This is a genomic window from Streptomyces sp. NPDC087440 (assembly GCF_044744005.1).
In the GTDB taxonomy this organism is placed as follows: Bacteria; Actinomycetota; Actinomycetes; order Streptomycetales; family Streptomycetaceae; genus Streptomyces.
Window position 1 is genome coordinate 14759 of the sequence record NZ_JBIUXN010000026.1, and the last position, 20837, is coordinate 35595.

The following is a 20837-nucleotide window of genomic DNA, read 5'->3' on the forward strand; positions in this document are numbered from 1 at the left end:
GAGCGGCAGCGGCTTCGGGTTCGCGAAGGCCTCGCAGCCGCAGGCTCCGCAGGGCCCCGCGTACCGTGGTTCGCCGTGCCGGAAGCGTGCGTCGCCGCACTGGCATCTGGCCGTCGCCCAGGACATCGTCCTCGCCCCCCGCCGCCGTGGAACTTCCAGGCTAGTGCGCGGGGCCCCTGCGCCACCAGGCCCGGCGCACGGTGCGGTTCGCCACCGCGGCAGCAAGTGCAACTCCGGTTGCCGCTACCGTGTGACGTGCCCGTGGTGCCCCGGAATGATCTCCGGGGCGCGGCGGTTGGACGTAACGCGGTGAGTGGCGCAGCACGTGACGTGACCCGTCACGCACCACGCACCGTGGCTCGTCACCCGGGCCGGGCGCGGCACAGTGGTCTGATCAGAGGGGAACTTCCATGCAAGAGCGCTTCGACGTCGTCGTCCTCGGGGCGGGACCCGGTGGCTACGTCGCCGCCGTCCGCGCGGCCCAGCTGGGCAAGAAGGTCGCGGTGGTGGAGGAGAAGTACTGGGGCGGCGTCTGTCTGAACGTCGGCTGCATCCCGACCAAGGCGCTCCTGCGCAACGCCGAGCTGGCGCACATCTTCACCCGCGAGGCCAAGACCTTCGGCATCAAGGTCGACGGCGAGGTCTCCTTCGACTACGGCGAGGCGTTCCGACGCAGCCGCCGGGTCGCGGACGGCCGGGTCAAGGGCGTCCACTTCCTCATGAAGAAGAACGGCATCACGGAGATCGACGGCCGGGGCACCTTCCTGGACGCGAACACCCTCCAGGTCGCCGGCAGCGACGGCACCACGCGGCAGATCTCCTTCGAGAACTGCATCATCGCCACCGGTGCCACCCCCAAGCTGCTCCCCGGCACCGCGCGCAGCGAGCGCGTCGTGACGTTCGAGGAGCAGATCCTCGCCGAGGACGTGCCGCAGTCCGTCGTCATCGCGGGCGCGGGGGCGATCGGCATCGAGTTCGCGTACGTCCTGCACAACTACGGCGTGAAGGTCACCATCGTCGAGTTCCTGGACCGGATCGCCCCGCTGGAGGACGCGGACGTCTCCGCCGAACTGGCCAAGCAGTACCGGAAGTTGGGCATCGAGGTGCTCACCTCGACCCGCGTCGAGTCGATCGACGAGTCCGGTGCCCAGGTCAAGGTGACGGTCACCGGCAAGGACGGCGCACAGAAGGTCCTGGAGGCCGACAAGGTCCTCCAGGCGATCGGCTTCGCGCCGAACGTCACGGGTTACGGGCTCGAAGCGACCGGCGTCGCCGTCACCGAGCGCGGTGCGATCGACGTCGACGGCCGCTGCCGCACCTCGGTGCCGCACATCTACGCCATCGGCGACGTGACGGCGAAGCTGATGCTCGCGCACACCGCCGAGGCCATGGGTGTCATCGCCGCCGAGACCCTCGCGGACGCCGAGACGATGGAACTCGACTACCCGATGATCCCGCGCGCCACCTACTCGCAGCCGCAGATCGCCAGCTTCGGCTGGACCGAGGCGCAGGCCAAGGAGAAGGGCTTCGACGTCAAGGTCGCCAAGTTCCCCTTCACCGCCAACGGCAAGGCGCACGGGCTCGGCGACGTGACCGGCTTCGTCAAGCTCATCAGCGACAACACGCACGGCGAGATCATCGGCGCGCACCTGATCGGTCCCGATGTCACCGAGCTGCTCCCGGAGTTGACGCTGGCTCAGCAGTGGGACCTCACCGTCCACGAGGTCGCGCGCAATGTGCACGCGCACCCGACGCTGGGCGAGGCCGTCAAGGAAGCGGTGCACGGGCTCGCCGGGCACATGATCAATTTCTGATCCCGCGCGGCTTCTGCCGGTGCGACGAGCGGTCCCGGGAGGCTTCCTCCCGGGACCGCTCGTCCGTTTCCGGCTCCTTCTCCGTCCGTGCGATCAGGGGTCGTACGACCAGGAGTTGTACGGTCGCCAGTGCCGCGCACAGGATCGCCGGGGCCGCCCAGGCGAGCGTGACGCCCGCGTGGACCAGCAGCTGCGTCGCGACGAGCGGGGCCGCGACCGTGGCGATGCCCCAGCTGATTCCGTACGCGGCGAGATAGCGGTCGGTGCCGTGCGCCGGTGCGATGCCCGCCACCACGCCGAACACCCGCCCCATCACCAGTGCGTCCCCCAGGCCCCACAGCACGGTGGCCAGCACGAAGGAGGGCAGGTCGCGGGCGACGGCGTACCAGGCGAGGCCGCACGCCATGACGACGTAACCCAGCGCCAGCGCACGGGAGTTGTCGAGGGCGGCGAGGCGGCGCAGGCGCAGGGCGGGCTGCGCGGCGACGATGGTCAGCGCCGAGGTGGTGAACAGGAGCCCCGCGTCGGCGGGTTCGAAGCCGCGCCGCTCCAGGGTGAGCGGGAGGGCCATGACGACCTGCATGGCGACCAGGGCGAAGGCCGTGCCGGGCACGAACATGGCCCAGAGGGCGGGGTCGCGCCAGGGGCGGACTGAAGTCTCTTGCTGTGCACGGCACTTGGGGTGGGGGCGGTCCGGGGGCAGGGCGAGGCGCAGGATCAGGGCGCAGGCCAGGCAGGTGAGCGCGTCGGCGACGAAGAGCCAGCGCAGGTCCCAGCGGCCGAGGCCCGCGGCGATCAGGCCCGCGCCGGTGCCGCCGATCGCGAGGGCGGCGTTCAGGAGGCTGTACGCGCGGACGCGCTCGGCGGGGGCGACCACGTCGGCGATCAGGGCCTGGCTGGGCGGTTCGTACAGCTCGAAGGCGAGGCCGAGGAGGATCGCGAACACGGCGACGGCGAGCAGTGATCCGGCGGCGGCGATGCCGAGCTGGGCGAGTCCGCAGCCGGTCAGGCCGAGCACGATCGTGCGGCGGCGGCCGATCCGGGTGGCGAGGCGGCCGCCGGCCAGCCGGGAGGGGATGGTGGCGAGCCCGAAGGCGGCGGAGAGGGCACCGGCGGTCGCGGTGCTCGCGCCGTACTCGGTGCTGATCAGGACGGTGAGGAAGGGGAGGGAGAAGGCGCCGAGACGGTTGATCGCGCGGGCGGTGACGAGGAGGTGGACTGTGCGGGGGAGGGGGGTGCGGGGTGGGGAGTTGCGTCGCGAGGCGTTGCGGAGCATGGCGTTCCCTTCGGGCGGGGCGGCTTCTGCGTAACTGGCGAATCGGGTAACGTCGGTTACGGAAACTATGCCGGAAGGGGTGACTGGTCAAGTGGTGTTCGACAGTCACGTGGTGACGCGGCTGGAACATGCCGTCGCATTGGTGAACGCGCTCACGGAGGGTGAGGCGCGGGGGCGTCCATACGTGGTGCCCACGGGGGCCGAGCGGTGGGCCGCCGTCGAGGCGGCGGTTCCGCAGGACGGGGGATCGGCGTTGGCGCGGGTCGAGACGGCCGGGGCGGCGGACCGGCTCGCGGACACGGCGCGGCGGATGCGGGTGGTCTTCGAGGCGGTCGCGGCGGGGGAGTTGGACGCGGCGGCCGACGGGGTCAATCTGCTGCTGCGGGAGACGAGCGCGCGGCCGAGGCTGGACCGAGGGGACGCGGGCGCCTGGCGGCTGCACTTCCACGGGGCGAACGACTCGTTCGCGTCGGGCGTCGGGGCGAGCTGTGCGACGGCGCTGGCGATGGTGGTGGGGGGCGGGGCGCTGGTGGAGCGGCTCGGGGTGTGCACGGCGGAGCGGTGCGACCGGGTGTACGTGGACGTTTCACGCAACGGGGCGCGGAGGTTCTGTTCGGTGGGGTGCCAGAACCGGGTGAAGGCGGCGACCTTCCGGGCGAGGAGGGGGGTGGGGTAGGGGGGTGTCCTGCGGGGTGGGGGTGCAAGCCACCTCCCCCCTTCCCCCGAGCCCCCTTGGGCGACGGGGCCGCCCCAAGGGGGCGGAACGGGCGGGCAAGGGGGCGGCCCGCCCGACTCCGGGCCACCCCGGTTCCGGCCCTCTCGCCGCCGGGCCGCCCCGGCACCGGCCCTGGGCCAGCCCCCGCACCGGGTGCGCGCTCCGCCAAGGCCCCGGTCCATCCGGTACCGGACGCGAAAGCCCGAAGGGGCGGCTGACCCAAGCCGCCACCGGCCAAGGCATCCCGCCCCTCGGCCCGGCCCGGCCCGGCCTGCCGAGCCGAGCCGCCGGTCAGGCCCGTCGCCCGACTATCACCTTCCCGGCCTCCAGATCGACCCCCATCCGCGGCGGAGCCCCGTCCTCCGCGTCATGCTTCACGATCCGCTCGGTCCGCCGCTGCTCCTGCTCGACCCGCTTGTTCGGATTCAGGGCCGCCATCAGCTCGTCCGCCACCGAGACACCGGCCCCCTGCCCCGGACGGGCCCGGCGGGCCAGCGTGCGGCGGAGCCAGGCAGGGCGGCCGGTACGCAGCACAAGATGCCTGGCGACGGCCAACGCGAAGGGCAGCATCACCAGGACAGCCATCACGAGCAGACCCGAAATCAACATGCCGGTCCAACGCACAGAGGCGGCACCCCGTTCTCCGAAGCTCATCTGCGCCGGGCACCCGGGCACTCAGGAAGGCCAGGGCAAGGCCGCGGAGGGCGGGGTAGGGTCGGGTCCCGTGACAGCCGACTCCTCGTACCTCGCCGTGACCGCCGACGCCTACGACTCCGTCGCCTCCCTCTACGCCGAACTCTTCCGCGACGCACTGCACGGTTCCCCGCTGGACCGGGCGATGATCGCCGCCTTCGCCGAGTTGGCACGGGGCGGGGTCGTCGCCGAAGTGGGGTGCGGGCCCGGTGCGGTGACCGCGCACCTCCGGGACCTGGGGCTCGACGTCTTCGGGGTGGACCTCTCGCCCGCGATGATCGCCCTCGCCCGTGAGGCGTACCCGGACCTGCGGTTCGAAGTCGGGTCCATGGGCGCCTTGGAGGCGGGCGACGGTGCGCTGAGTGGAGTGCTGGCGTGGTACTCGCTGATTCATACGCCGCCCGAGGAACTCCCGCAGTACATGGAGGAGTTGGGGAGGGTCGTCGAACCGGGTGGGCATCTGCTGATCGGGTTCTTCGAGGCCGGGGGAGATTCCGTGACGCCGTTCGACCACAAGGTCACGACGGCCTACCGCTGGCCGGTCGACGGTATGGCACGGCTCGCCGCCGACGCCGGGTTCGTGGAAGTGGCGCGGATGCTGCGCGACTCGGGGGAGGGCGAGCGGTTCCGGCAGGGGCGGCTTCTGCTGCGCCGGGAGGGGTGAGTCAGGCGCGGGACGCTCCGCCGCCGTCCCGCTGGGGGAGCGGCACGTGGTGGTCCATGAAGGGGGTCGAGGTCACGAACTCCCGGAATTTCAGGGCAGCTTCGGAGAGGTGCGCGTCCCGGTTCCAGACAAGCGTGAGGGTGCGCTCGCAGCCGGGGGCGTCCAGGCGCACCCATACCACCGGCACCCGCTCGTGCGCGCCCACCTGGCGGGACACCGCCGGGATGATGCCGATGCCCAGGCCCGCGCTGATCATGTCCTGGCTGGCTCCCGGCTCGTCGCCCTCGCAAGAGACGAGGGGGGTGAGGCCCTCCGCCGCGAACAGCCGGTCGAGCAGGGCCCGTTGCCAGTGGCCCTGACGTGTCGTGACGAACGGCTCGTCGGCCAGCTCGGGGATCGTCACGCTCTCCCGCCCGGCCAGCCGGTGGCCGTACGGAACCGCCAGCAGCACCTCCTCGCGCGCCAGCTCCACCGCGTCCAGGTGCGCACCGGTGAGGGGCTGTGAGGCGAGGCAGAAGTCGACCTCCCTGGCCCGGAGTTGACGGTCCATCTCCTGCGCGTCGGACTGGAACAGCCGTACGTCCGCACGCGGGTGCGCGGTGCGGAACCTGCCGAGGACGGGGGTGATCGTGAGGAGGGTCTCCGAGGCCACACCGACCCGGCCGAGCCCCGTGTCCCGGGCCTCCCGCACCGCCCTGCGGCCGTCGTCCAGCTCGCTCAGGGCGCGGTTGACGTGGCGCAGGAACACCGCACCGTACTGGTTGAGCCGGATGCGGCGGCCCTCGCGGTCGAAGAGAGGGGTGCCGAGGTCGGCCTCCAGGCGCGCGATGGTGCGGCTGAGGGAGGGCTGCGCGACGTGCAGTTCCTCGGCGGCGCGGCTCATGTGCTCGTACCGGGCGACGGTCCGGAAGTAGCGCAGTTGCAGCAGGTCCACGGTTCGCCCTTCCGGAGCGTCGGCGGGTCGGGAGGTGGGGCGGTGGGGAGGTCGATGCTGATTGATGCCTCTGCGGTCATCTTCACATGGCGAAAGTGGTCTTGGAAGGCATGAGGGATTCTCCCTACGGTCAAGGGGCGGGCCCGCACCGCGTGTTGGCGGGGGCGGGAAGCCGCACCTCACCCCGTCCCCCTCCAGGAAGGCCGCCCCATGAGCGCTGCGGATCTGGCCCGACTCCAGTTCGCGGCCACGACCGGCATCCACTGGCTGTTCGTGATCCTCACCATGGGGCTCGTCCCCCTCGTCGCGATCATGCACACCCGTGCCGCCGCCACCCGTGACCCCGCCCTCCGCACCACGCGGGAGCGCATGACCCGCTTCTGGGGGCAGCTGTACGTCGTCAACTACGCGGTCGGCATCGCCACCGGCCTCGTCATGGAGTTCCAATTCGGCCTGAGCTGGAGCGGACTGAGTACGTTCGCGGGCAACGTCTTCGGTGCCCCGTTGGCGCTGGAGACCCTCATCGCCTTCTTCGCCGAGTCCACCTTCCTGGGGATGTGGATCTTCGGCTGGGGGCGGCTGCGCACGGGCGTCCACGTCACGCTGATCTGGCTCGTCGCCCTCACCGCCTACGCCTCCGCGTACTGGATCATGGTCGCCAACGGCTTCCTGCAACACCCCGTCGGCCACCAAGTACGCGACGGAGCGGCCTACTTGACCGACTTCGGTGCGCTGCTCACCAACGACAGCGCCCTGGTCGCGCTCCTGCACGTCGCCCTCGGCGCGTTCACGACCGGCGGGGTCTTCGTCGCCGGAGTCAGCGCCTGGCACTTCCTGCGGCGTACGACGCAGACGCGACTGTTCCGGGAGTCACTGCGGCTGGGGCTGTGGGTGTCGACGATCGCCTCGTTCTTCGTGGTGGTCGTCGGTGAGATGCAGCGGCCCGTCATCGCGGCCACCCAGCCCATGAAGGAGGCGGTGATCCGCGGCCGTGGCGTCGCCGAACTCCAGGAGCAGCTGGTCGAGGAGCACGGGCCCGGGAACTACGTGCCCTGGGAGGAGACCATTCGCTTCTCCATGGACGCCATGTCGCTGATCGGCAACACCGTCTCCACGATCACGCTGATCGCGCTCGTGCTGGTGTGGAAGGACCGGGTGGTGCGGTGGCGGCCCGTGGCCCGGGTGCTGGTGGCCATGATCCCGTTCCCCTTCCTCGCCTCCGTCGGAGGGTGGGTCGTACGTGAGGTGGGACGTCAACCCTGGCTCATCTACGGGGAGTTGACTGTCGAGGACGCCCTCTCGAACGTCAGCAGGGGCTCGCTACTGGTGTCCTGTGTCGCCTTCATCGCGCTCTTCGTCGCGCTCGCCGTGACGAACTGGACCCTCATCACACGCTTCGCCCGCAAGGGGCCGGACGCCACGCAGCTCGGGGTCACCGAGCCGCTGCCCGAGGGCGGCGGCGGGCCCGGCGTCGAGGAGAAGCAGCCCGTCGCGACCTACTGAACCACCCCGTCCCGCTGATGACTCGTTGATGAACCGCCCTGAAGGAGAAGGAAGTTGAGCCTGATGAGTCTGGAGACCCTCTGGCTGGCCCTGCTCGGCCTGCTCCTCTCCGGGTACTTCGTACTCGGCGGGTCCGACCTCGGCGTACAGATGCTGCACCCGTTCCTGCGGCCCCCCGGCGAGGCGAAGCCCGCCCGGAACGCCGCACTCGACGCGATGGCCCCCTTCTTCCTCGGCAACGAGGTCTGGCTCGTCGCCTTCACCGGCGTCCTCTTCGGGGCCTTCCCGCACCTGGAGGGCACCCTCCTGTCCGGCCTCCATCCCCTCATCGTGGCCATCCTGCTCGGCCTGGTCACCGGCAACGCCGCCGTCCAGCTCCGGGGTCGCTCGCGCACCGCCCGGGGGCGTGCGCGCTGGGACGCCCTGATCTTCGTCGGCGGGGTGCTGCCCGCCGTCTGCTGGGGGTTCGTCGTGGGCCTGCTGCTGCGCGGGGTGCCGCGCCGGGGCGACGGGAGCTTCCACATCGGGTTCGGGGACGTGTTCTCGCCGTTCGTGCTGGCCTGCGGGGTGACCACCGCGCTCCTCTTCGCGGCGCATGGAGCGGCCTTCGTGGGGCTGCGCTCGGGGCCCGAAGTGGTTCTACGGGCACGGCAGTTGGGTACGGCGTTGATGCGGGGTGCGGGTGCCTTCATGGTGCTCGCGCTGCTGCTCACCCTCTTCGGGGCGGGGGCCCGGATGACGAACCCCGTGCCCTCCGCCCTGATCACCGCCCTGTACGCGGTCGCCCTCGGGGGCGCCTGGCGGGCCCTGACGCGCGGGCACCGGGTCGGGGCCTTCGCCGCGACGGGCGCCGCCGCCCTGCTGCCCGTACTGCTCATCGGCGCGGGCCACTATCCGTACCTCCTCATCACCTCCGCCGGAAGCGGCCTGACGATCCGTCACGCGGTCACGGACGACGTCACCTTGAAGCTCCTGACCGCCTTCGGGGTGGTGCTTGTCCCCGTGATCCTCGCGTACCAGGTGTGGAGCTGGCGGACCTTCCGAGGGCGCACCGGGGTGCGTCATCCGAGCTACTTCTGATGCTGAGGGATTCCGGGCGAGAGGGAATGCGATGAAGGCGGTCGAGAGGCGGCTGATGAGTGAACTGCCGTTGCTGCGGCGGCATATGCTGGTGTCGTCCGTGCTCGCGCTGGTCGGGGGCGGGCTCGTCGTCGCCCAGGCGGCGATGCTGGCGAATATCCTCGCGGACGGATTCGCCGGGTACGGGGTCGACGTGGCGGCGGTGGCCGTGCCGGCGGCGGTCATGGGCGCGCGGGCGCTGGTGGCATGGGTACGAGGGGTGCTCGCCCAGCGTGCGGCTGCCGAGGCCAAGCGGGCGTTGCGGGACCGCGTCACGGGCAGTCTGCGGCGTACGCATCCGCTCAGGCTCGCGGGCGGGCGGCACGGGGAGACCGCCACGCTGCTCACCCGGGGCCTCGACGCCCTCGACCCGTACGTCGTCGGCCACCTCCCGACGAAGGCGGCCGTCACGGTGGTGCCGGTGGTGGTGCTGGCCTGGCTGGCGTGGACCGACTGGGCCTCGGCACTCGTCGTGCTGGTGACGCTGCCGCTGCTCCCCGTGTTCGGGGCGCTGGTCGGCATGCACACCGCTCAACGCACCGCGAAGCAGTGGCAGTTGCTGTCCCGGCTGGGCGGGCACTTCCTGGACGTGGTGGCCGGGCTGCCGACGCTGCGGGCGTTCGGGCGGGAGCGGCACCAGGTGGGCGTGGTGCGGGAGATGGCGGAGGCGCACCGCCGGGCGACCATGCGCACGCTGCGGGTGGCGTTCCTGTCCTCCCTGGTCCTGGAGACGGTCGCGACGCTGTCGGTGGCGCTGGTGGCTGTGCCGGTGGGACTGCGACTGCTGGGTGGGGAGGTCGAGCTGTACGTGGCGCTGACGGTGCTGTTCCTGGCCCCGGAGGCGTATCTGCCGCTGCGGGCGGCGGGGGCCGCGTTCCACGACAGCGCGGAGGGGCTGGGCGTGGCGGCCAAGGTGTTCGCCGTGCTGGACGCGGAGGGGGCAGGGGGTGCGGAGGGGACGCTTCCGGTGCCGGGCGGGGGTCGGGTGGCGTTGAGCCTGGAGGGTGTGTCGGTGCGGTATCCGGGGCGGGAGGTTCCGGCGCTGGAGGGGGTGTCGCTGACGGTGCGGGCCGGGGAGCGCGTGGCCCTGGTCGGGCCCAGCGGGGCGGGGAAGTCGACGCTGCTGGCGCTGCTGCTGGGGTTCGTGGAGCCGGCGGAGGGGCGGGTCGCGGTGGGCGGCGTGGACCTGGCGGACCTGGATGCGGAGGCGTGGCGGGAGCGGGTGGCGTGGGTGCCGCAGCGGCCGCACCTCTTCGCGGGGACCGTCGCGGAGAACATCCGGCTGGGGCGGCCCGGGGCGAGCCCGGAAGAGGTGCGGGCGGCGGCGCGGGCGGCGCACGCGGAGGGCTTCGTGGCGGAACTTCCACGGGGGTACGACACGGTGCTCGGGGAGGGCGGAGCGGGCCTCTCGGCGGGCCAGCGCCAACGCATCGCGCTGGCCCGGGCCTTCCTGAAGGACGCCCCCGTGCTCCTCCTGGACGAGCCGACGGCGCACTTGGACGTGGGGAGTGAGCGGGAGGTGGTGCGGGCGATGGGGGAGTTGCTGCGGGGGCGGACGGTGGTGGTCGTGGCGCATCGGGCGGGGGCGCTGCCGCAGATGGACCGGGTGGTGGGGGTGGGGGCGGCTCCGCCGGTGGGGGTGGGGGCGGTTGCGGCTGTGCCGGGTGGGATGGGGGTGCCCGAGTGGGCGTGAGGGGGTCCGTGCCGGGGGTGCGGGCGGGGCCTGCGGGGGCTTCCGGGTGGCGGGGTGCACCAGGAGGCGGGGTGCCGGGACCGCACTCGTCCGGCGACCGGAAGCCCCTTGGCCAAGAGGGCCCCAGCCCTGCCCCTTCACCTGAACCGCTCGGCCGCGGGGCGTGAACCTGCCTTGCGGGGCGGGGTGCCTTCCCCGGCAAGCGCCGGAGGGGGTGCCCGGGGAGGGGAGGGGGTGGTTGTCTCCCCCGCCCACGAATGCCCTTCGGCCCCGCCCCCCCGCGACCCCGTTCACCTCCGTACGCAAGCACCCCCCCCGCCCCGAAAGGCCCCGCCATGTCGCCCGAGCCCCACCCCACCCTTCGGCTCCTCCGGTACCTCGTGCCCCACTGGCAGCGCCTCCTCCCCGCCGCCCTCGCCGCTGCCGGCAGCGAGATTGCTGCTGCCGCGCTCATGGGGACCGCCGCCTGGCTCATCACCCGGGCGGCCCAGCAGCCCCCGCTCACCTCCGTCGCGCTCGCGATCGTCGTCGTGCGGGTGCTCGCGCTCGGGCGGGGGCTGCTGCGGTACGCCGATCGGCTGCTCGGGCACGACGGCGCCCTGCGGGCCGTCGCCGGGTTCCGGGCCCAGGTGTACGAAGCGCTGGTGCCACTCGCCCCCTCCGGCCTCCCCGCCTTCCGCAGCGGGGACCTGCTGACCCGGCTCGTCGATGACGTCGACGCCGCCCAGAACCTGCTGCTCCGCGTCCTCCTGCCCGTCGTCGCGGCCGGTGCCGTCGCGGTGGCCGCAACCGGTACCGCCGCCGCGCTGCTCCCGGGAGCGGGGCTCCTGCTCGGGGTGATGCTCCTCCTGGCAGGCCTTCTCGTACCCGTGCTCGTGCTCGTACTGTCACGGCGGGCGGCACACGCGGAGAAGGAGGCGAGGACCGAACTCGCGGTGGCGGGGCTCGATGTGACCCGAGGGGCCGCCGATCTCGCCGCGTACGGCGCGCTGGGGCGTGCCGAGGAGCGGGTGCGGCGGGCCTCCGAACGGATCGCGCGGCTCGAACGCCGCAAGGCCCTCACCGGCACGCTCGCCACGGCCGTCACCCCGCTCCTCCAGGCAGGTGCGACGGTCGGCGTCGCCTGGCTCGCGCTGCGGGCACACACGGTCGGGGAGTTGCCCGCCGTGCATCTGACGGTGCTCGTGGTCCTCGCGCTGGTGTCCTTCGAGGCGCTCGGGCCGTTGCCGGCGGCCGCGCGGTGGTTCGCCGAAGTGCAGGCCTCCGCACGGAGGTTGGCGGAAGTCATGGACGTGCCACCACCCGTCGTCGACCCGTCCGCACCGGTCGCGCTCCCCGCCGCCGGGCCGCTCGACGTCGAGATCACCGATCTGCGGGTACGTCACCGGCTCGGCGGAACAGCCGCCCTCGACGGGGTGAGCCTGCGGTTGCCGGCCGGGCGGCGGGTCGTGCTGGTGGGGGAGAGCGGATCGGGGAAGTCCACCCTCATCGCCGCGTTGATGCGCTTCCTGCCGTACGAGAGCGGCAGCATCCGGGTCGGTGGCCGCGAGCTGCGCGACTGCGCAGGGGCGGACGTGCGGCGGGCGGTCACCGGGATGACGCAGGACGCCCACGTGTTCCGCGGCACGATCCGGGCCAACCTCCTGCTGGCCCGCCCCGATGCCACGGAGGTGCAGCTGAGGGAGGCGGTGGGGCGGGCGCGGCTGCTGGACTGGGTGGAGTCGCTGCCCGACGGGTGGGACACCCGCGTCGGCGGGGACGGGGCTGGGATGTCCGGTGGGCAGCGCCAACGCCTGCTACTGGCAAGGGCGTTGCTCGCCGACCCGCCCGTACTCGTCCTGGACGAGCCCACCGAGGGGCTCGACCCGGAGACGGCCGCCGCCGTGCTGGCGGACGTCCGCGACGCCACGCGCGGCCGTACGACGCTGCTGGTCACCCACGAGAGCCGGTGGCTTGCAGCCGCCGACGAGGTGGTGACCCTGGAGCGGGGGCGGGTGGTGGCAGGCCGCCCGGACGTCCGGCGGGGCGGGCCGACGCTGTTGACCTTGCCCCAGGGGGAGCCCTGAGAGTCGCTTCAGGACGAGGGAAGGGGTGGGGCATGCTGCCGTCGGACGGGCATGTGCACAGTGAGTGGTCCTGGGACGCCTTCGAAGGGTCGATGGAGAGCACCTGTCGGCGTGCGGTCGCGCTCGGGCTGCCCTCGGTGGCCTTCACGGAGCATGCGGACTTCACCGCGTGGACGTTGGGAAACACTGATCAAGTGCCAGCGCAGTGGCGGGAGTTGGTGAGCGGCGGCGTGCTCGTCCCGCCCGCGCTCGACCTCGACGGGTACCTGGCCTGTCTGGAGGCATGCCGTGCGCGCCACTCGGAACTGCGCATCCTCTCCGGCGTCGAACTCAGCGAACCCCACTGGCACACCGCCCGCGCCACGGCCCTGCTCGGCGCGGGCCGCTTCGAGCGGGTGCTGGCATCCGTGCACTCCGCGCCCACCGCCGACGGTTCCGGTTTCACCGAGGTCTCCGCCAGGTTCGGCGACCAGGAACCGGGCGAGGTGCTGCGGGGCTATCTGGCAGAGACGGCGCGGCTGGTGGCGGAGTTCGACGCCTTCGAGGTCCTGGCCCACCTCGACTACCCGGTCCGGTACTGGCCCAAGACCGGCGCACCGTACGACCCGCTCGACTTCCAGGAGGAGTACCGGCACGTCCTGCGCGGCCTGGCCGCCTCGGGCAAGGTGCTGGAGCTCAACACGAGGGTTCCGCTGGGGCGGCAGGTGCTGGAGTGGTGGTACGAGGAGGGCGGCAGGGCCCTCGCCTTCGGCAGCGACGCCCATGATCCGGGCGGGCCGGGACGCGGATTCCGCGCGGCCGCGCGGACGGCCCGGGCGGCGGGATTCCGGCCCGGGCGCGACCCGTGGGGCTTCTGGTGCCGGGGGTGACGGCTCGGTGCGCACCGCGAACCAGGAGGCGCGCCCCCGCGTGCGTATGCCGTGCGAGCCCGGATGCGTAGACCTGGAAAAGGTAGGGCAATGGCTGGGCAAAGAACCTTGAGGTCCCTCATGTGATGCGCGTAGACAGGGCGCGACCTGCCACGACGCCCCGCCCACCACACCCTCATCGGAGCCCGAGTCATGACGCGTTGGAACACCCGTATCGCCGGTTTCGCCGCCGCTGTCGCCGTCGCGGGAGGAGCCGCCTACGGTACGAGTGCGGCGAGTGCCGAGGACGCGCCGATCCAGCCCGCCTCCGCCGCCACCTCGCAGAGCCGCGCCCACGAGCCGCAGAACATCGCCGACCTGGTCACCCAGATCGACCGTTACTACGGCGGCACGAAGAACGCCGACGGCACCTGGTCCGCCTCCGAGAGCAGCCCGTACGCGCACGACGTGCACCGCGTGGAGAAGGCCGCCAAGCGGCATCTCGCCGAGGCGGGCAAGCGCGGCACGCGGCACGGCAAGAAGCCCGCCGTGGTCCTCGACGTCGACGACACCATGCTCCTGACGTACGACTACGAGAAGGCGACGAACTTCACCTACGGCACCAAGTCCTTCACGGACTACGTCAGCAAGGCCGACCGGGGCCCCGTCTACGGCATGCCCGAGCTGGTCAACTACGCCAAGGCCCAGGGCGTCGAGGTGTTCTTCCTGACCGGCTCCGCCGAGGACGTGCGCGCCCCGTTCGCGAAGAACCTCGCCAAGGTCGGCGTGCGGACCCCGCTGGACCGCACGCACCTCTTCCTCAAGGACAAGGTGAACCCGCCGGCGTACCTGAAGCAGGCCTGCGGCGCGGGCGACGCCTGGACGTGCGACGGCGCCCAGTACAAGGCCGCCACCCGCAAGTACATCGAGTCCCAGGGGTACGACCTGGTCGCCAACATCGGCGACCAGGAGTCGGACTTCACGGGCGGTCACGCGGACCGCACCTTCAAGCTGCCGAACCCGATGTACAAGGTCAGCTGACCCGTCGGTAGGGGGTGTTCAGGGGGGTGTTCAGGACAGTCGGATCAGCGTGACGTCGAATTCCAGGCGGACCTTCGGGGCCACCAGGACCGAGGTCACCGAATTCCAGTTCACCTCCCAGTCGTTGCGGTTGACCGTCACACCGCCCGTGACCGAGACCCGGAAGTCGCCGTGCGCGTCGGCCGGGTCCTCGGTCATGTCCACTCCGGCGTCCGCGAGTTCGGCGTCCAGGGTGATCCGCCGGGTCACGCCCCGGATGGTCAGGTCGCCGGAGACCTTGTAGTGGGTGTCGTCGACGCGGCGTACCCCGGTCGAGGTGAAGTCGAGGGTCGGGTGGTGTCCGGCGTCCAGGAACGAGGTGCGCAGCAGTTCGTCGCGCTGGGGGTTTCCGGTGGTGAGACTCGTGGCGTGGATCGTCATGCGGGCGCTCGACCGCTCCGGCTCCTCGCCGTTCAGGGTCGCGCCGCCCTCGTACTCCTCGAACCGGCCGCGCACCCGCGTGGACATGGTGTGCCGGGCGACGAAACCGATCCGGGTGCGGGCGGCGTCGACGACGTAACCGCCGGTGAGGGCGCCGAGCTGGGCAATGGCAGACATGGTGGGGCAACTCCTGCGAGAAACATCCTGCGGGACAAAGGGGGTGCCGGGGTGGGCGGGTGCCCACCCCGGGAGGCATCTCAGGCGAACTGGCCCGGCTGGTAGTCGCCCGCCGGGGTCTGCGTGATGATGTTCAGCCGGTTCAGCGCGTTGAGCACGGCGATCGCGGTCACCAGGGCGCAGAGCTCGTCCTCGGTGTAGTGCTTGGCGGCGTTCGCCCACACGTCCTCCGGCACGCCCCCGGCCGCGTCCGCGACCCGGGTGCCCTCCTCGGCCAGTTCCAGTGCGGCGCGTTCCGCCTCGGTGAACACCGGGGCCTCGCGCCAGACCGCGACCAGGTTGATGCGTACGGACGTCTCACCCGCGTGCGCGGCGTCCTTGGTGTGCATGTCCACGCAGTAGGCACAGCCGTTGATCTGGCTGATCCGCAGCGCCACCAGTTCGCGGGTGGCGGCCGGGATCCTGTCCATGACCGCCATGCCCGCGGAGACGATGTGCTTGAGGGCCTTGGCGCCGACGGGGTTGGTCTTGAAGTCGATGCGGGGTTCCATGGTGATCTCCTGTGAGTGCCGGGGTGGTTGCCGGGACCGGCGCGCCGTCGCGGTGCGCGGGCGCCGCGGTCCGGGACGCCTTGCGTTCCGTCCTGCTCATACGACGAGGCAGCCCCGGGGAATGTGAGGCGGGGAGTCGGAGGAAATCCGGGGGCCGCGCGGGCCTCACATTCCGGCGCACCGATTCGTCGTACAGGTGGAGACCGCTGTCCGGGCGCGGACGTGGGCTCAGCGTCTGTCGTACGTACCGAGGGAGCACAGCACTACATGCACACATCACCGGAGTCCCCCGAACCGGAGTCCCCCGAACCGGAGACCGCCGAACCGGAGACCGCGGAACCGGAGTCCGCCGAGTCGGCGCCCCCCGACGTGGCGCTCGGCGCGATCATCAGCGAGCGCCGCCAGCTGATCAACCTCGCGTACCGGCTCCTGGGCTCGCTCGCCGACGCCGAGGACGTGGTGCAGGAGGCGTACACCCGCTGGTACGCGATGACACCCGCCCAGCGGGAGGCCATCGCCTCGCCGGGCGGCTGGCTCACCACGGTCGCCAGCCGCATCTGCCTCGATCTGCTCGGCTCGGCACGGGTACGGCGCGAGAGTTACGTCGGTGAATGGCTCCCGGAGCCGCTGCCGGACCATGCGGAGTGGGCCGACGGCGGCACCAGCCGCAGGCCGGTCGACCCGGCCGACCGGGTCACGCTCGACGAGTCGGTGAACATGGCGCTGCTCGTCGTGCTCGACGCGATGACCCCGGCGGAGCGCGTCGCGTTCGTCCTGCACGACGTGTTCCGCTACTCGTTCAACGAGGTGGCGGAGATCGTCGGCCGCTCCCCGGCCGCCTGCCGCCAGCTCGCCTCCTCCGCCCGCCGACGGGTCGACGCCTCGCGCGCGAAGGTCACCCCGGCCGCCCAACAGGCAGCGCTGGTACGGCAGTTCAAGCAGGCCTGGGAGGAGAAGGACATCGCCACCCTGATCAACCTGCTCGACCCGAACGCGATGGGCCTCGCCGACGGCGGCGGCGTCGTCAACGCCGCACCGCCCACCGGTGGCAGCGAGCGGATCGCGCGCTACCTGGTCTCGATGCTCGACCTGGTGCCGGACCTGGAGTTCCTGGAGCGCACGGTCAACGGTCGGCCCGGTCTGGTGGTCCAGCAGGAGGGTGTCACCTCGACGGTCATCGCCTTCGACGTCGAGGACGACCGGATCACCCGCTTCTGGGCCATGCGCAATCCGGAGAAGCTCCGCCCGTGGACGTCGGTCTGACCCCCGCGACGGCGAGCAGCGGCAAGGGAGCCACCGCTGCCGGGACGACGGACATTCGTCAATGCGGGTTGACGATCCCTCGCGGGTCAACTTAGGTTGACGCCATGAGCGACACCCTGCTGCTTCTCTGCGGGGCGGCCGCCGGCCCCCTCTTCACCGCCGTGCACCTGCTGGAGGGGGCGCGCCGCACCGACTACAACTCCCTGCGCCATCCGGTCAGTTCACTGGGACTCGGCGCGGGGAGACGGGTCCAGGTCGCCAACTTCCTCTGTGCGGCCGTGCTGTCCCTCGCCTTCGCCGCGGGGCTCTGGCAGGAAGGCTCCTCGCGTTGGGGCGCGGCGCTGGTCGGCGTCTGGGGGATCGGCCTGCTGGGCGCCGGGGTCTTCCGGACGGACCCGGTCCGCGGGTACCCGTCCGGCACGCCGGAGCGGGTCGAACACCCCAGCGGGACAGGGGCGTTGCACGACCTGCTCTCCCTGCTCGCGTTCCTCGGGCTCACCGCCGCCTGCTTCGTGTACGCGTTCTCCGGCGGGCCGGGATGGGCCGTGTACTCCATCGCCTCCGGTCTGTCCTTCGCCGGGGTCATGGCGTGGTCGAACGCCGCGTTCGTCACGTCCGGGCGTCTGCGCGGCGTCGGCGGGCTGCTCCAGCGGGTCTCGCTCGGCATCGGCTGCCTCTGGCTGACCGTGCTCGCCCTGCGCGCGCTCGCTTCGTGAGGGGGGCCGTCCCGCCGGTCCCGGCCTGCCCTAGCCTGGCGATCATGGCGGACTGGGAGATACGACGGGCGACGGCGGCGGACCTCGAACCGCTGGTCGAGGTACGGGCCGTGGCGATGCGGCCGGATCTGGAGCGGCTCGGGCGGTACGACGCCCATCGGGTCCGTCAACGGATGCGGGACGCGTACGAGCCGGGGCACACCTGGGTGATCGAGGTGGCCGGGACGCTCGCGGGCTGCGTGGCGCTGCGCCCGGCCCCGGACGCGTACTGGCTGGAGCACTTCTACCTGCCGCCGCACCTCCAGGGCAGCGGCATCGGCTCGGCCGTGCTGCGGGAGCTGCTGGAGCGGGCGGACCGGGACGGGCGGCCGGTCCGCCTGAACGTGCTCCAGGGCAGTCCCGCCCGACGGCTCTACGAACGCTTCGGGTTCACCTGGGAGAGCGAGGACCCGGTGGACGTGTTCATGGTGCGGAACGGGTAGCGGCTTCGGGGGCGTTACGGGTCGGCTCACGACCCGTAACGCGGGTCGTCAGCGCCCGCAGCGCCGACTCCAGCGGACCGAAGCGCAGCGCGGTACGGGCGAAGGCGCGGCGCCAGATCCAGCAGCCCGCCACCGCCACCACGCTGAACCACATCAGCGCGCCCCAGCCGGACGCACCCTGGGCGAAGCTGGAGAGCGCGAGCGAGTGGACCGTGTAGACGGACAGGGCCATGGTGCCCATCACGGCCAGCGGACCCAGCAGCACGGTCAGCGCGCGGCTGCGGCAGGCCAGCAGGCACAGCCCTATCAGGACGGCACCGACGCCCACGTTGCCCAGCGTCTCGAAGGGGGTCTGGCTGTACGGCCCGGAGAGCAGCAGCCAGTGCCAGTCGGTCGAGGGGATCGCGCCGAACTGGCGGCCGAGGACGGACCGTATCGGATCGGGCCTGTCCAGGGCCCAGGCGTGGTGGCGGGCGATGGCCCCGAGGATCGCCCGGCGGCCGCCGCCGTGTTCCACGGCGAGCCAGGAGGTGCCGTACCCGACGACCGCGGCCACCGTCCCCCCGAGTGTGAGGAGCAGCACGTGCCGCCGCCGGTGCACGTCCACGAGCCGGCCGAGTGCCAGGCCCACGACGACGTACGGGAAGTAGGTCAGGAACGGATACGCGCCGCTGATCACCAGCTTGTCGAGGAAGTCCAGCACGCCAAAGACGCTGGTGAAGTCGGTGAACTCCGGCGTCTTGCCGCGGCCCCCGACGCGGTGGCCGGTCAGCGGCCCGGCGACGTACGACAGGACCGGACCCAGGACGATGCCGAGCGCCGCGAGCGCGGTGAGGGTGCGGGTGCGCAGCCGGGTGAAGGGGTCGGCGGCCAGGAAGTAGGCCGCGTAGAAGGTGAGGATGACGAAGATTCCGTACCTCGGCGCGGCGAGGCCGAGGCCGAGCAGGGCCAGTACCGCGCAGCGCAGCGCGACGGCCCGGAAGCCGCCGGGGGCCGGGCGCGGCTCGCGGCCGCCGTGCGCCAGGGCGAGCGAGAACCCCGCTATGAGGGTGAAGACGGCCGGGGCCCGGCCGTCCGCCGCGACCATCAGCCAGCCCGTCCCCTTGAACTCGGGGTCGGGTCCGACGTGTGCCGCGAACATGGCGAGCACGGCCACGGCGCGTGCCACGTCCACGCCGGGGAGGCGGGCGGCGGCGGAGCGCGCGGGGGCCGGGGGCGATGCGGGCGTGGCGACAGGAGGAGCGGAGGCTGTTGCGGGTACGGCCTGGGTCATCTGAAGCTCATGGATTCTCGTGGGTCGTCGGGCGGAAGGCGGCAGTGCCGCTTGCAGTCTCTGATGGGGGTAGGGGTTCCCTCGTTGCCTGTGCGGCGAAGTGGGTGATGCAGCTCACACGTTCGGTGGAGTGGCGTGGCGTGATAGAAAATGGGTCAACCGTTCAGGTTGTTTTGTCGAGCGGGAGTGCTGAGCAGGGGTCCCGCATGCCCCGGTTGCCGCACGCCCGGAACCGATCAAGGGGAGCTCATGCCCAATCCGTACGGTGAACTCTTCTCCGCGCGCGGCTCCACGGCGTTCTCCGGCGCGGGACTGCTCGCCCGACTGCCCCTCCCCATCACCCACATGGGCATCCTCACGATGCTCTCGGAGCTGCGCGGCGAGTACGCGCTCGCGGGCGCCGTCGCCGGAACGTTCACCCTCTCCATGGCCCTGATCGCCCCTCAGACCTCCCGCCTGGTCGACCGGCTGGGCCAGGGGCGCGTCCTGCTCCCCGCCACCGGCATCAGCGTGGCCGCGCTGGGCGGACTGGTGCTCTGCGCGAGCAACGGCGCCCCGGTCTGGACCCTGTTCGTGCTCGCCTTCTTCGCCGGGTTCATGCCGAGCATGGGGGCGATGGTGCGGGCCCGCTGGACCGAGATCTACCGGGGGACGCCGCGGCTGAACGTCGCGTACTCCCTGGAAGCGGTCGTCGACGAACTGACCTACATCGTCGGACCCGCCTTCGCCGTCCTGCTCGGCACGAGCCTCTTCCCCGAGGCGGGGCCGGTGGTGGCGCTGGTCCTGCTGCTGGTCGGGGTGCTGTTGTTCGTACCGCAGAAGGCGACGGAACCGGCGATCCAGCCGCCGTCCGCCGACGGCGGGCGGCAGCGATCCGTGCTGCGGTCGCCGACCGTGCTGATCCTGGCGCTCACGCTGCTGTCCGGGGGCGCGATCGTGGGGACCGTCGACACGATGGCCCTGGCCTTCGCCCAGGCCAACGGTGAGAAGGGCTCCGCGGGCATCGTCTTCACCATGTACGCCGTCGGGTCGGCCCTGTCCGGGCTGACCTTCGGGGTGCGGCAGTGGCGGCCCCCGCTGCCGCGCATGATGCTCGTCGGCGTCGCGGGGATGGCGCTGACCACGGTGCCGTTCCTGTTCGTGAACAGCGTGGCGGCACTGGCGGCGACGGTGTTCTTCGCGGGCGTGTTCTTCGCGCCGACCACCGTCGTGATGATGGGCATCGTCGAGAAGGTGACCCCGGCGGCCCGGCTCACCGAGGGCATGACCTGGATGATCGCGGGCCTCAACATCGGGATCGCGCTGGGTGCGGCGCTGTCCGGGCAGGTGGTGGACGCGTACGGGATCGACGCGGGCTTCGCGGTGGCGGTCGGCTTCGGCGCGCTGGCACTGCTGCTGGCACTGGGCGGCGTCCGGCGCGTGACGGCGGACCTGCGCGGGGCGGCGGCGCGGTCCGCCGCACCCGAGGCCGCGGTGGCGGGCGCGGTGCGGCGGCAGCCGGCCGACTGCCACTGAGCCCCTGACCAGGGCGGCCTCCACTCCGGGGCCGCCCCCGGGCCCGGTAGGGTCGCGGTGACCCGTCCCGGACA

Annotated in this window: 19 protein-coding genes; 13 read left to right on the plus strand and 6 right to left on the minus strand. The window is 72.2% G+C overall.

Going from position 1 to position 20837, the window contains the following annotated elements; all coding sequences use genetic code 11:
• The first annotated feature begins 410 nt into the window (after positions 1–410).
• Positions 411–1814, plus strand: coding sequence for a dihydrolipoyl dehydrogenase (lpdA, locus tag ACIO3O_RS36215; protein WP_401753244.1), 1404 nt, complete (start codon positions 411–413; stop codon positions 1812–1814).
• Here the strand turns inward: lpdA and ACIO3O_RS36220 are convergent.
• Positions 1804–3090: an MFS transporter gene (locus ACIO3O_RS36220; RefSeq protein ID WP_401753246.1), complete on the minus strand. Its 1287-nt coding sequence runs from the start codon at positions 3088–3090 to the stop codon at positions 1804–1806. The two genes, lpdA and ACIO3O_RS36220, sit on opposite strands and share 11 nt — an antisense overlap.
• 91 nt (positions 3091–3181) lie before the next feature.
• Between ACIO3O_RS36220 and ACIO3O_RS36225 the strand changes: the two genes are divergently transcribed.
• Positions 3182–3766, plus strand: coding sequence for a CGNR zinc finger domain-containing protein (locus tag ACIO3O_RS36225; protein WP_401753248.1), 585 nt, complete (start codon positions 3182–3184; stop codon positions 3764–3766).
• A gap of 330 nt (positions 3767–4096) precedes the next feature.
• Here the strand turns inward: ACIO3O_RS36225 and ACIO3O_RS36230 are convergent, their stop codons facing one another.
• Positions 4097–4414, minus strand: coding sequence for a DUF6191 domain-containing protein (locus ACIO3O_RS36230; protein ID WP_401753250.1), 318 nt, complete (start codon positions 4412–4414; stop codon positions 4097–4099).
• Between the two features lie 115 nt (positions 4415–4529).
• On the opposite strand from ACIO3O_RS36230, the gene ACIO3O_RS36235 reads away from it, so the two are divergent.
• Positions 4530–5162: a class I SAM-dependent methyltransferase gene (locus tag ACIO3O_RS36235; RefSeq protein WP_401753251.1), complete on the plus strand. Its 633-nt coding sequence runs from the start codon at positions 4530–4532 to the stop codon at positions 5160–5162.
• Position 5163: 1 nt separating this feature from the next.
• Here ACIO3O_RS36235 and ACIO3O_RS36240 read toward each other — a convergent pair whose 3' ends face one another.
• The gene (locus tag ACIO3O_RS36240; RefSeq protein ID WP_401753253.1) at positions 5164–6096 is read right to left on the minus strand and encodes a LysR family transcriptional regulator; all 933 of its coding nucleotides are present in this window, start codon (positions 6094–6096) and stop codon (positions 5164–5166) included.
• Positions 6097–6306: 210 nt separating this feature from the next.
• Here ACIO3O_RS36240 and ACIO3O_RS36245 point away from each other — a divergent pair, with 210 nt between their 5' ends.
• The 6 genes from ACIO3O_RS36245 (at position 6307) to ACIO3O_RS36270 (ending at position 14366) form a co-directional block, all read left to right on the plus strand.
• A complete protein-coding gene (locus ACIO3O_RS36245; protein ID WP_401753255.1) occupies positions 6307–7599 on the plus strand; it encodes a cytochrome ubiquinol oxidase subunit I in 1293 nt (430 codons plus the stop codon).
• A gap of 63 nt (positions 7600–7662) precedes the next feature.
• Positions 7663–8679: a cytochrome d ubiquinol oxidase subunit II gene (cydB, locus tag ACIO3O_RS36250; RefSeq protein WP_401753256.1), complete on the plus strand. Its 1017-nt coding sequence runs from the start codon at positions 7663–7665 to the stop codon at positions 8677–8679.
• 31 nt (positions 8680–8710) lie between these two features.
• Positions 8711–10411 carry a thiol reductant ABC exporter subunit CydD gene (gene cydD, locus ACIO3O_RS36255; protein ID WP_401753258.1) on the plus strand — a complete coding sequence of 567 codons (1701 nt, stop codon included), beginning with the start codon at positions 8711–8713 and terminating at the stop codon, positions 10409–10411.
• Positions 10412–10746: 335 nt separating this feature from the next.
• On the plus strand, positions 10747–12477 hold the full coding sequence (cydC, locus tag ACIO3O_RS36260) for a thiol reductant ABC exporter subunit CydC (RefSeq protein WP_401753260.1): 1731 nt from the start codon (positions 10747–10749) through the stop codon (positions 12475–12477).
• Positions 12478–12509: 32 nt separating this feature from the next.
• Positions 12510–13346: a PHP domain-containing protein gene (locus ACIO3O_RS36265; protein ID WP_401753262.1), complete on the plus strand. Its 837-nt coding sequence runs from the start codon at positions 12510–12512 to the stop codon at positions 13344–13346.
• Positions 13347–13538: 192 nt separating this feature from the next.
• A complete protein-coding gene (locus tag ACIO3O_RS36270; RefSeq protein WP_401753264.1) occupies positions 13539–14366 on the plus strand; it encodes an HAD family acid phosphatase in 828 nt (275 codons plus the stop codon).
• Positions 14367–14396: 30 nt separating this feature from the next.
• On the opposite strand, the gene ACIO3O_RS36275 is transcribed toward ACIO3O_RS36270, so the two are convergent.
• Together ACIO3O_RS36275 and ACIO3O_RS36280 are read right to left on the minus strand one after the other, a co-directional pair.
• A complete protein-coding gene (locus ACIO3O_RS36275) occupies positions 14397–14963 on the minus strand; it encodes a YceI family protein (RefSeq protein ID WP_401753266.1) in 567 nt (188 codons plus the stop codon).
• Between the two features lie 80 nt (positions 14964–15043).
• Positions 15044–15514 (minus strand): carboxymuconolactone decarboxylase family protein, encoded by a 471-nt coding sequence (locus ACIO3O_RS36280; RefSeq protein ID WP_401753268.1) that lies wholly within the window; start codon positions 15512–15514, stop codon positions 15044–15046.
• A gap of 267 nt (positions 15515–15781) precedes the next feature.
• Here ACIO3O_RS36280 and sigJ point away from each other — a divergent pair, with 267 nt between their 5' ends.
• The 3 genes from sigJ to ACIO3O_RS36295 all read left to right on the plus strand — a co-directional run bounded on the left by sigJ (position 15782) and on the right by ACIO3O_RS36295 (position 17975).
• Positions 15782–16777, plus strand: a complete 996-nt coding sequence (sigJ, locus tag ACIO3O_RS36285) for an RNA polymerase sigma factor SigJ (RefSeq protein ID WP_401753270.1) — start codon at positions 15782–15784, stop codon at positions 16775–16777.
• A 104-nt stretch (positions 16778–16881) separates the two neighbouring features.
• Positions 16882–17493, plus strand: coding sequence for a DUF998 domain-containing protein (locus ACIO3O_RS36290; protein WP_401753272.1), 612 nt, complete (start codon positions 16882–16884; stop codon positions 17491–17493).
• A 44-nt stretch (positions 17494–17537) separates the two neighbouring features.
• Positions 17538–17975, plus strand: coding sequence for a GNAT family N-acetyltransferase (locus ACIO3O_RS36295; RefSeq protein ID WP_401753274.1), 438 nt, complete (start codon positions 17538–17540; stop codon positions 17973–17975).
• On the opposite strand, the gene ACIO3O_RS36300 is transcribed toward ACIO3O_RS36295, so the two are convergent.
• Positions 17956–19248, minus strand: coding sequence for a heparan-alpha-glucosaminide N-acetyltransferase domain-containing protein (locus ACIO3O_RS36300; protein WP_401753276.1), 1293 nt, complete (start codon positions 19246–19248; stop codon positions 17956–17958). The genes ACIO3O_RS36295 and ACIO3O_RS36300 overlap by 20 nt on opposite strands.
• Before the next feature lie 249 nt (positions 19249–19497).
• Here ACIO3O_RS36300 and ACIO3O_RS36305 point away from each other — a divergent pair, with 249 nt between their 5' ends.
• Positions 19498–20763, plus strand: a complete 1266-nt coding sequence (locus ACIO3O_RS36305) for an MFS transporter (RefSeq protein ID WP_401753278.1) — start codon at positions 19498–19500, stop codon at positions 20761–20763.
• Positions 20764–20837 lie beyond the last annotated feature (74 nt).

Excerpts from the sequence above, each read along its gene's own strand:
- lpdA (WP_401753244.1), top strand. The coding sequence starts at position 411 with ATGCAAGAGCGCTTCGACGTCGTCGTCCTCGGGGCGGGACCCGGTGGC.
- ACIO3O_RS36220 (WP_401753246.1), bottom strand. The coding sequence starts at position 3,090 with ATGCTCCGCAACGCCTCGCGACGCAACTCCCCACCCCGCACCCCCCTC.
- ACIO3O_RS36230 (WP_401753250.1), bottom strand. The coding sequence starts at position 4,414 with ATGTTGATTTCGGGTCTGCTCGTGATGGCTGTCCTGGTGATGCTGCCC.
- ACIO3O_RS36245 (WP_401753255.1), top strand. The coding sequence starts at position 6,307 with ATGAGCGCTGCGGATCTGGCCCGACTCCAGTTCGCGGCCACGACCGGC.
- cydB (WP_401753256.1), top strand. The coding sequence starts at position 7,663 with ATGAGTCTGGAGACCCTCTGGCTGGCCCTGCTCGGCCTGCTCCTCTCC.
- cydD (WP_401753258.1), top strand. The coding sequence starts at position 8,711 with ATGAAGGCGGTCGAGAGGCGGCTGATGAGTGAACTGCCGTTGCTGCGG.
- cydC (WP_401753260.1), top strand. The coding sequence starts at position 10,747 with ATGTCGCCCGAGCCCCACCCCACCCTTCGGCTCCTCCGGTACCTCGTG.
- ACIO3O_RS36265 (WP_401753262.1), top strand. The coding sequence starts at position 12,510 with ATGCTGCCGTCGGACGGGCATGTGCACAGTGAGTGGTCCTGGGACGCC.
- ACIO3O_RS36270 (WP_401753264.1), top strand. The coding sequence starts at position 13,539 with ATGACGCGTTGGAACACCCGTATCGCCGGTTTCGCCGCCGCTGTCGCC.
- ACIO3O_RS36275 (WP_401753266.1), bottom strand. The coding sequence starts at position 14,963 with ATGTCTGCCATTGCCCAGCTCGGCGCCCTCACCGGCGGTTACGTCGTC.
- ACIO3O_RS36280 (WP_401753268.1), bottom strand. The coding sequence starts at position 15,514 with ATGGAACCCCGCATCGACTTCAAGACCAACCCCGTCGGCGCCAAGGCC.
- sigJ (WP_401753270.1), top strand. The coding sequence starts at position 15,782 with ATGCACACATCACCGGAGTCCCCCGAACCGGAGTCCCCCGAACCGGAG.
- ACIO3O_RS36290 (WP_401753272.1), top strand. The coding sequence starts at position 16,882 with ATGAGCGACACCCTGCTGCTTCTCTGCGGGGCGGCCGCCGGCCCCCTC.
- ACIO3O_RS36295 (WP_401753274.1), top strand. The coding sequence starts at position 17,538 with ATGGCGGACTGGGAGATACGACGGGCGACGGCGGCGGACCTCGAACCG.
- ACIO3O_RS36300 (WP_401753276.1), bottom strand. The coding sequence starts at position 19,248 with ATGACCCAGGCCGTACCCGCAACAGCCTCCGCTCCTCCTGTCGCCACG.
- ACIO3O_RS36305 (WP_401753278.1), top strand. The coding sequence starts at position 19,498 with ATGCCCAATCCGTACGGTGAACTCTTCTCCGCGCGCGGCTCCACGGCG.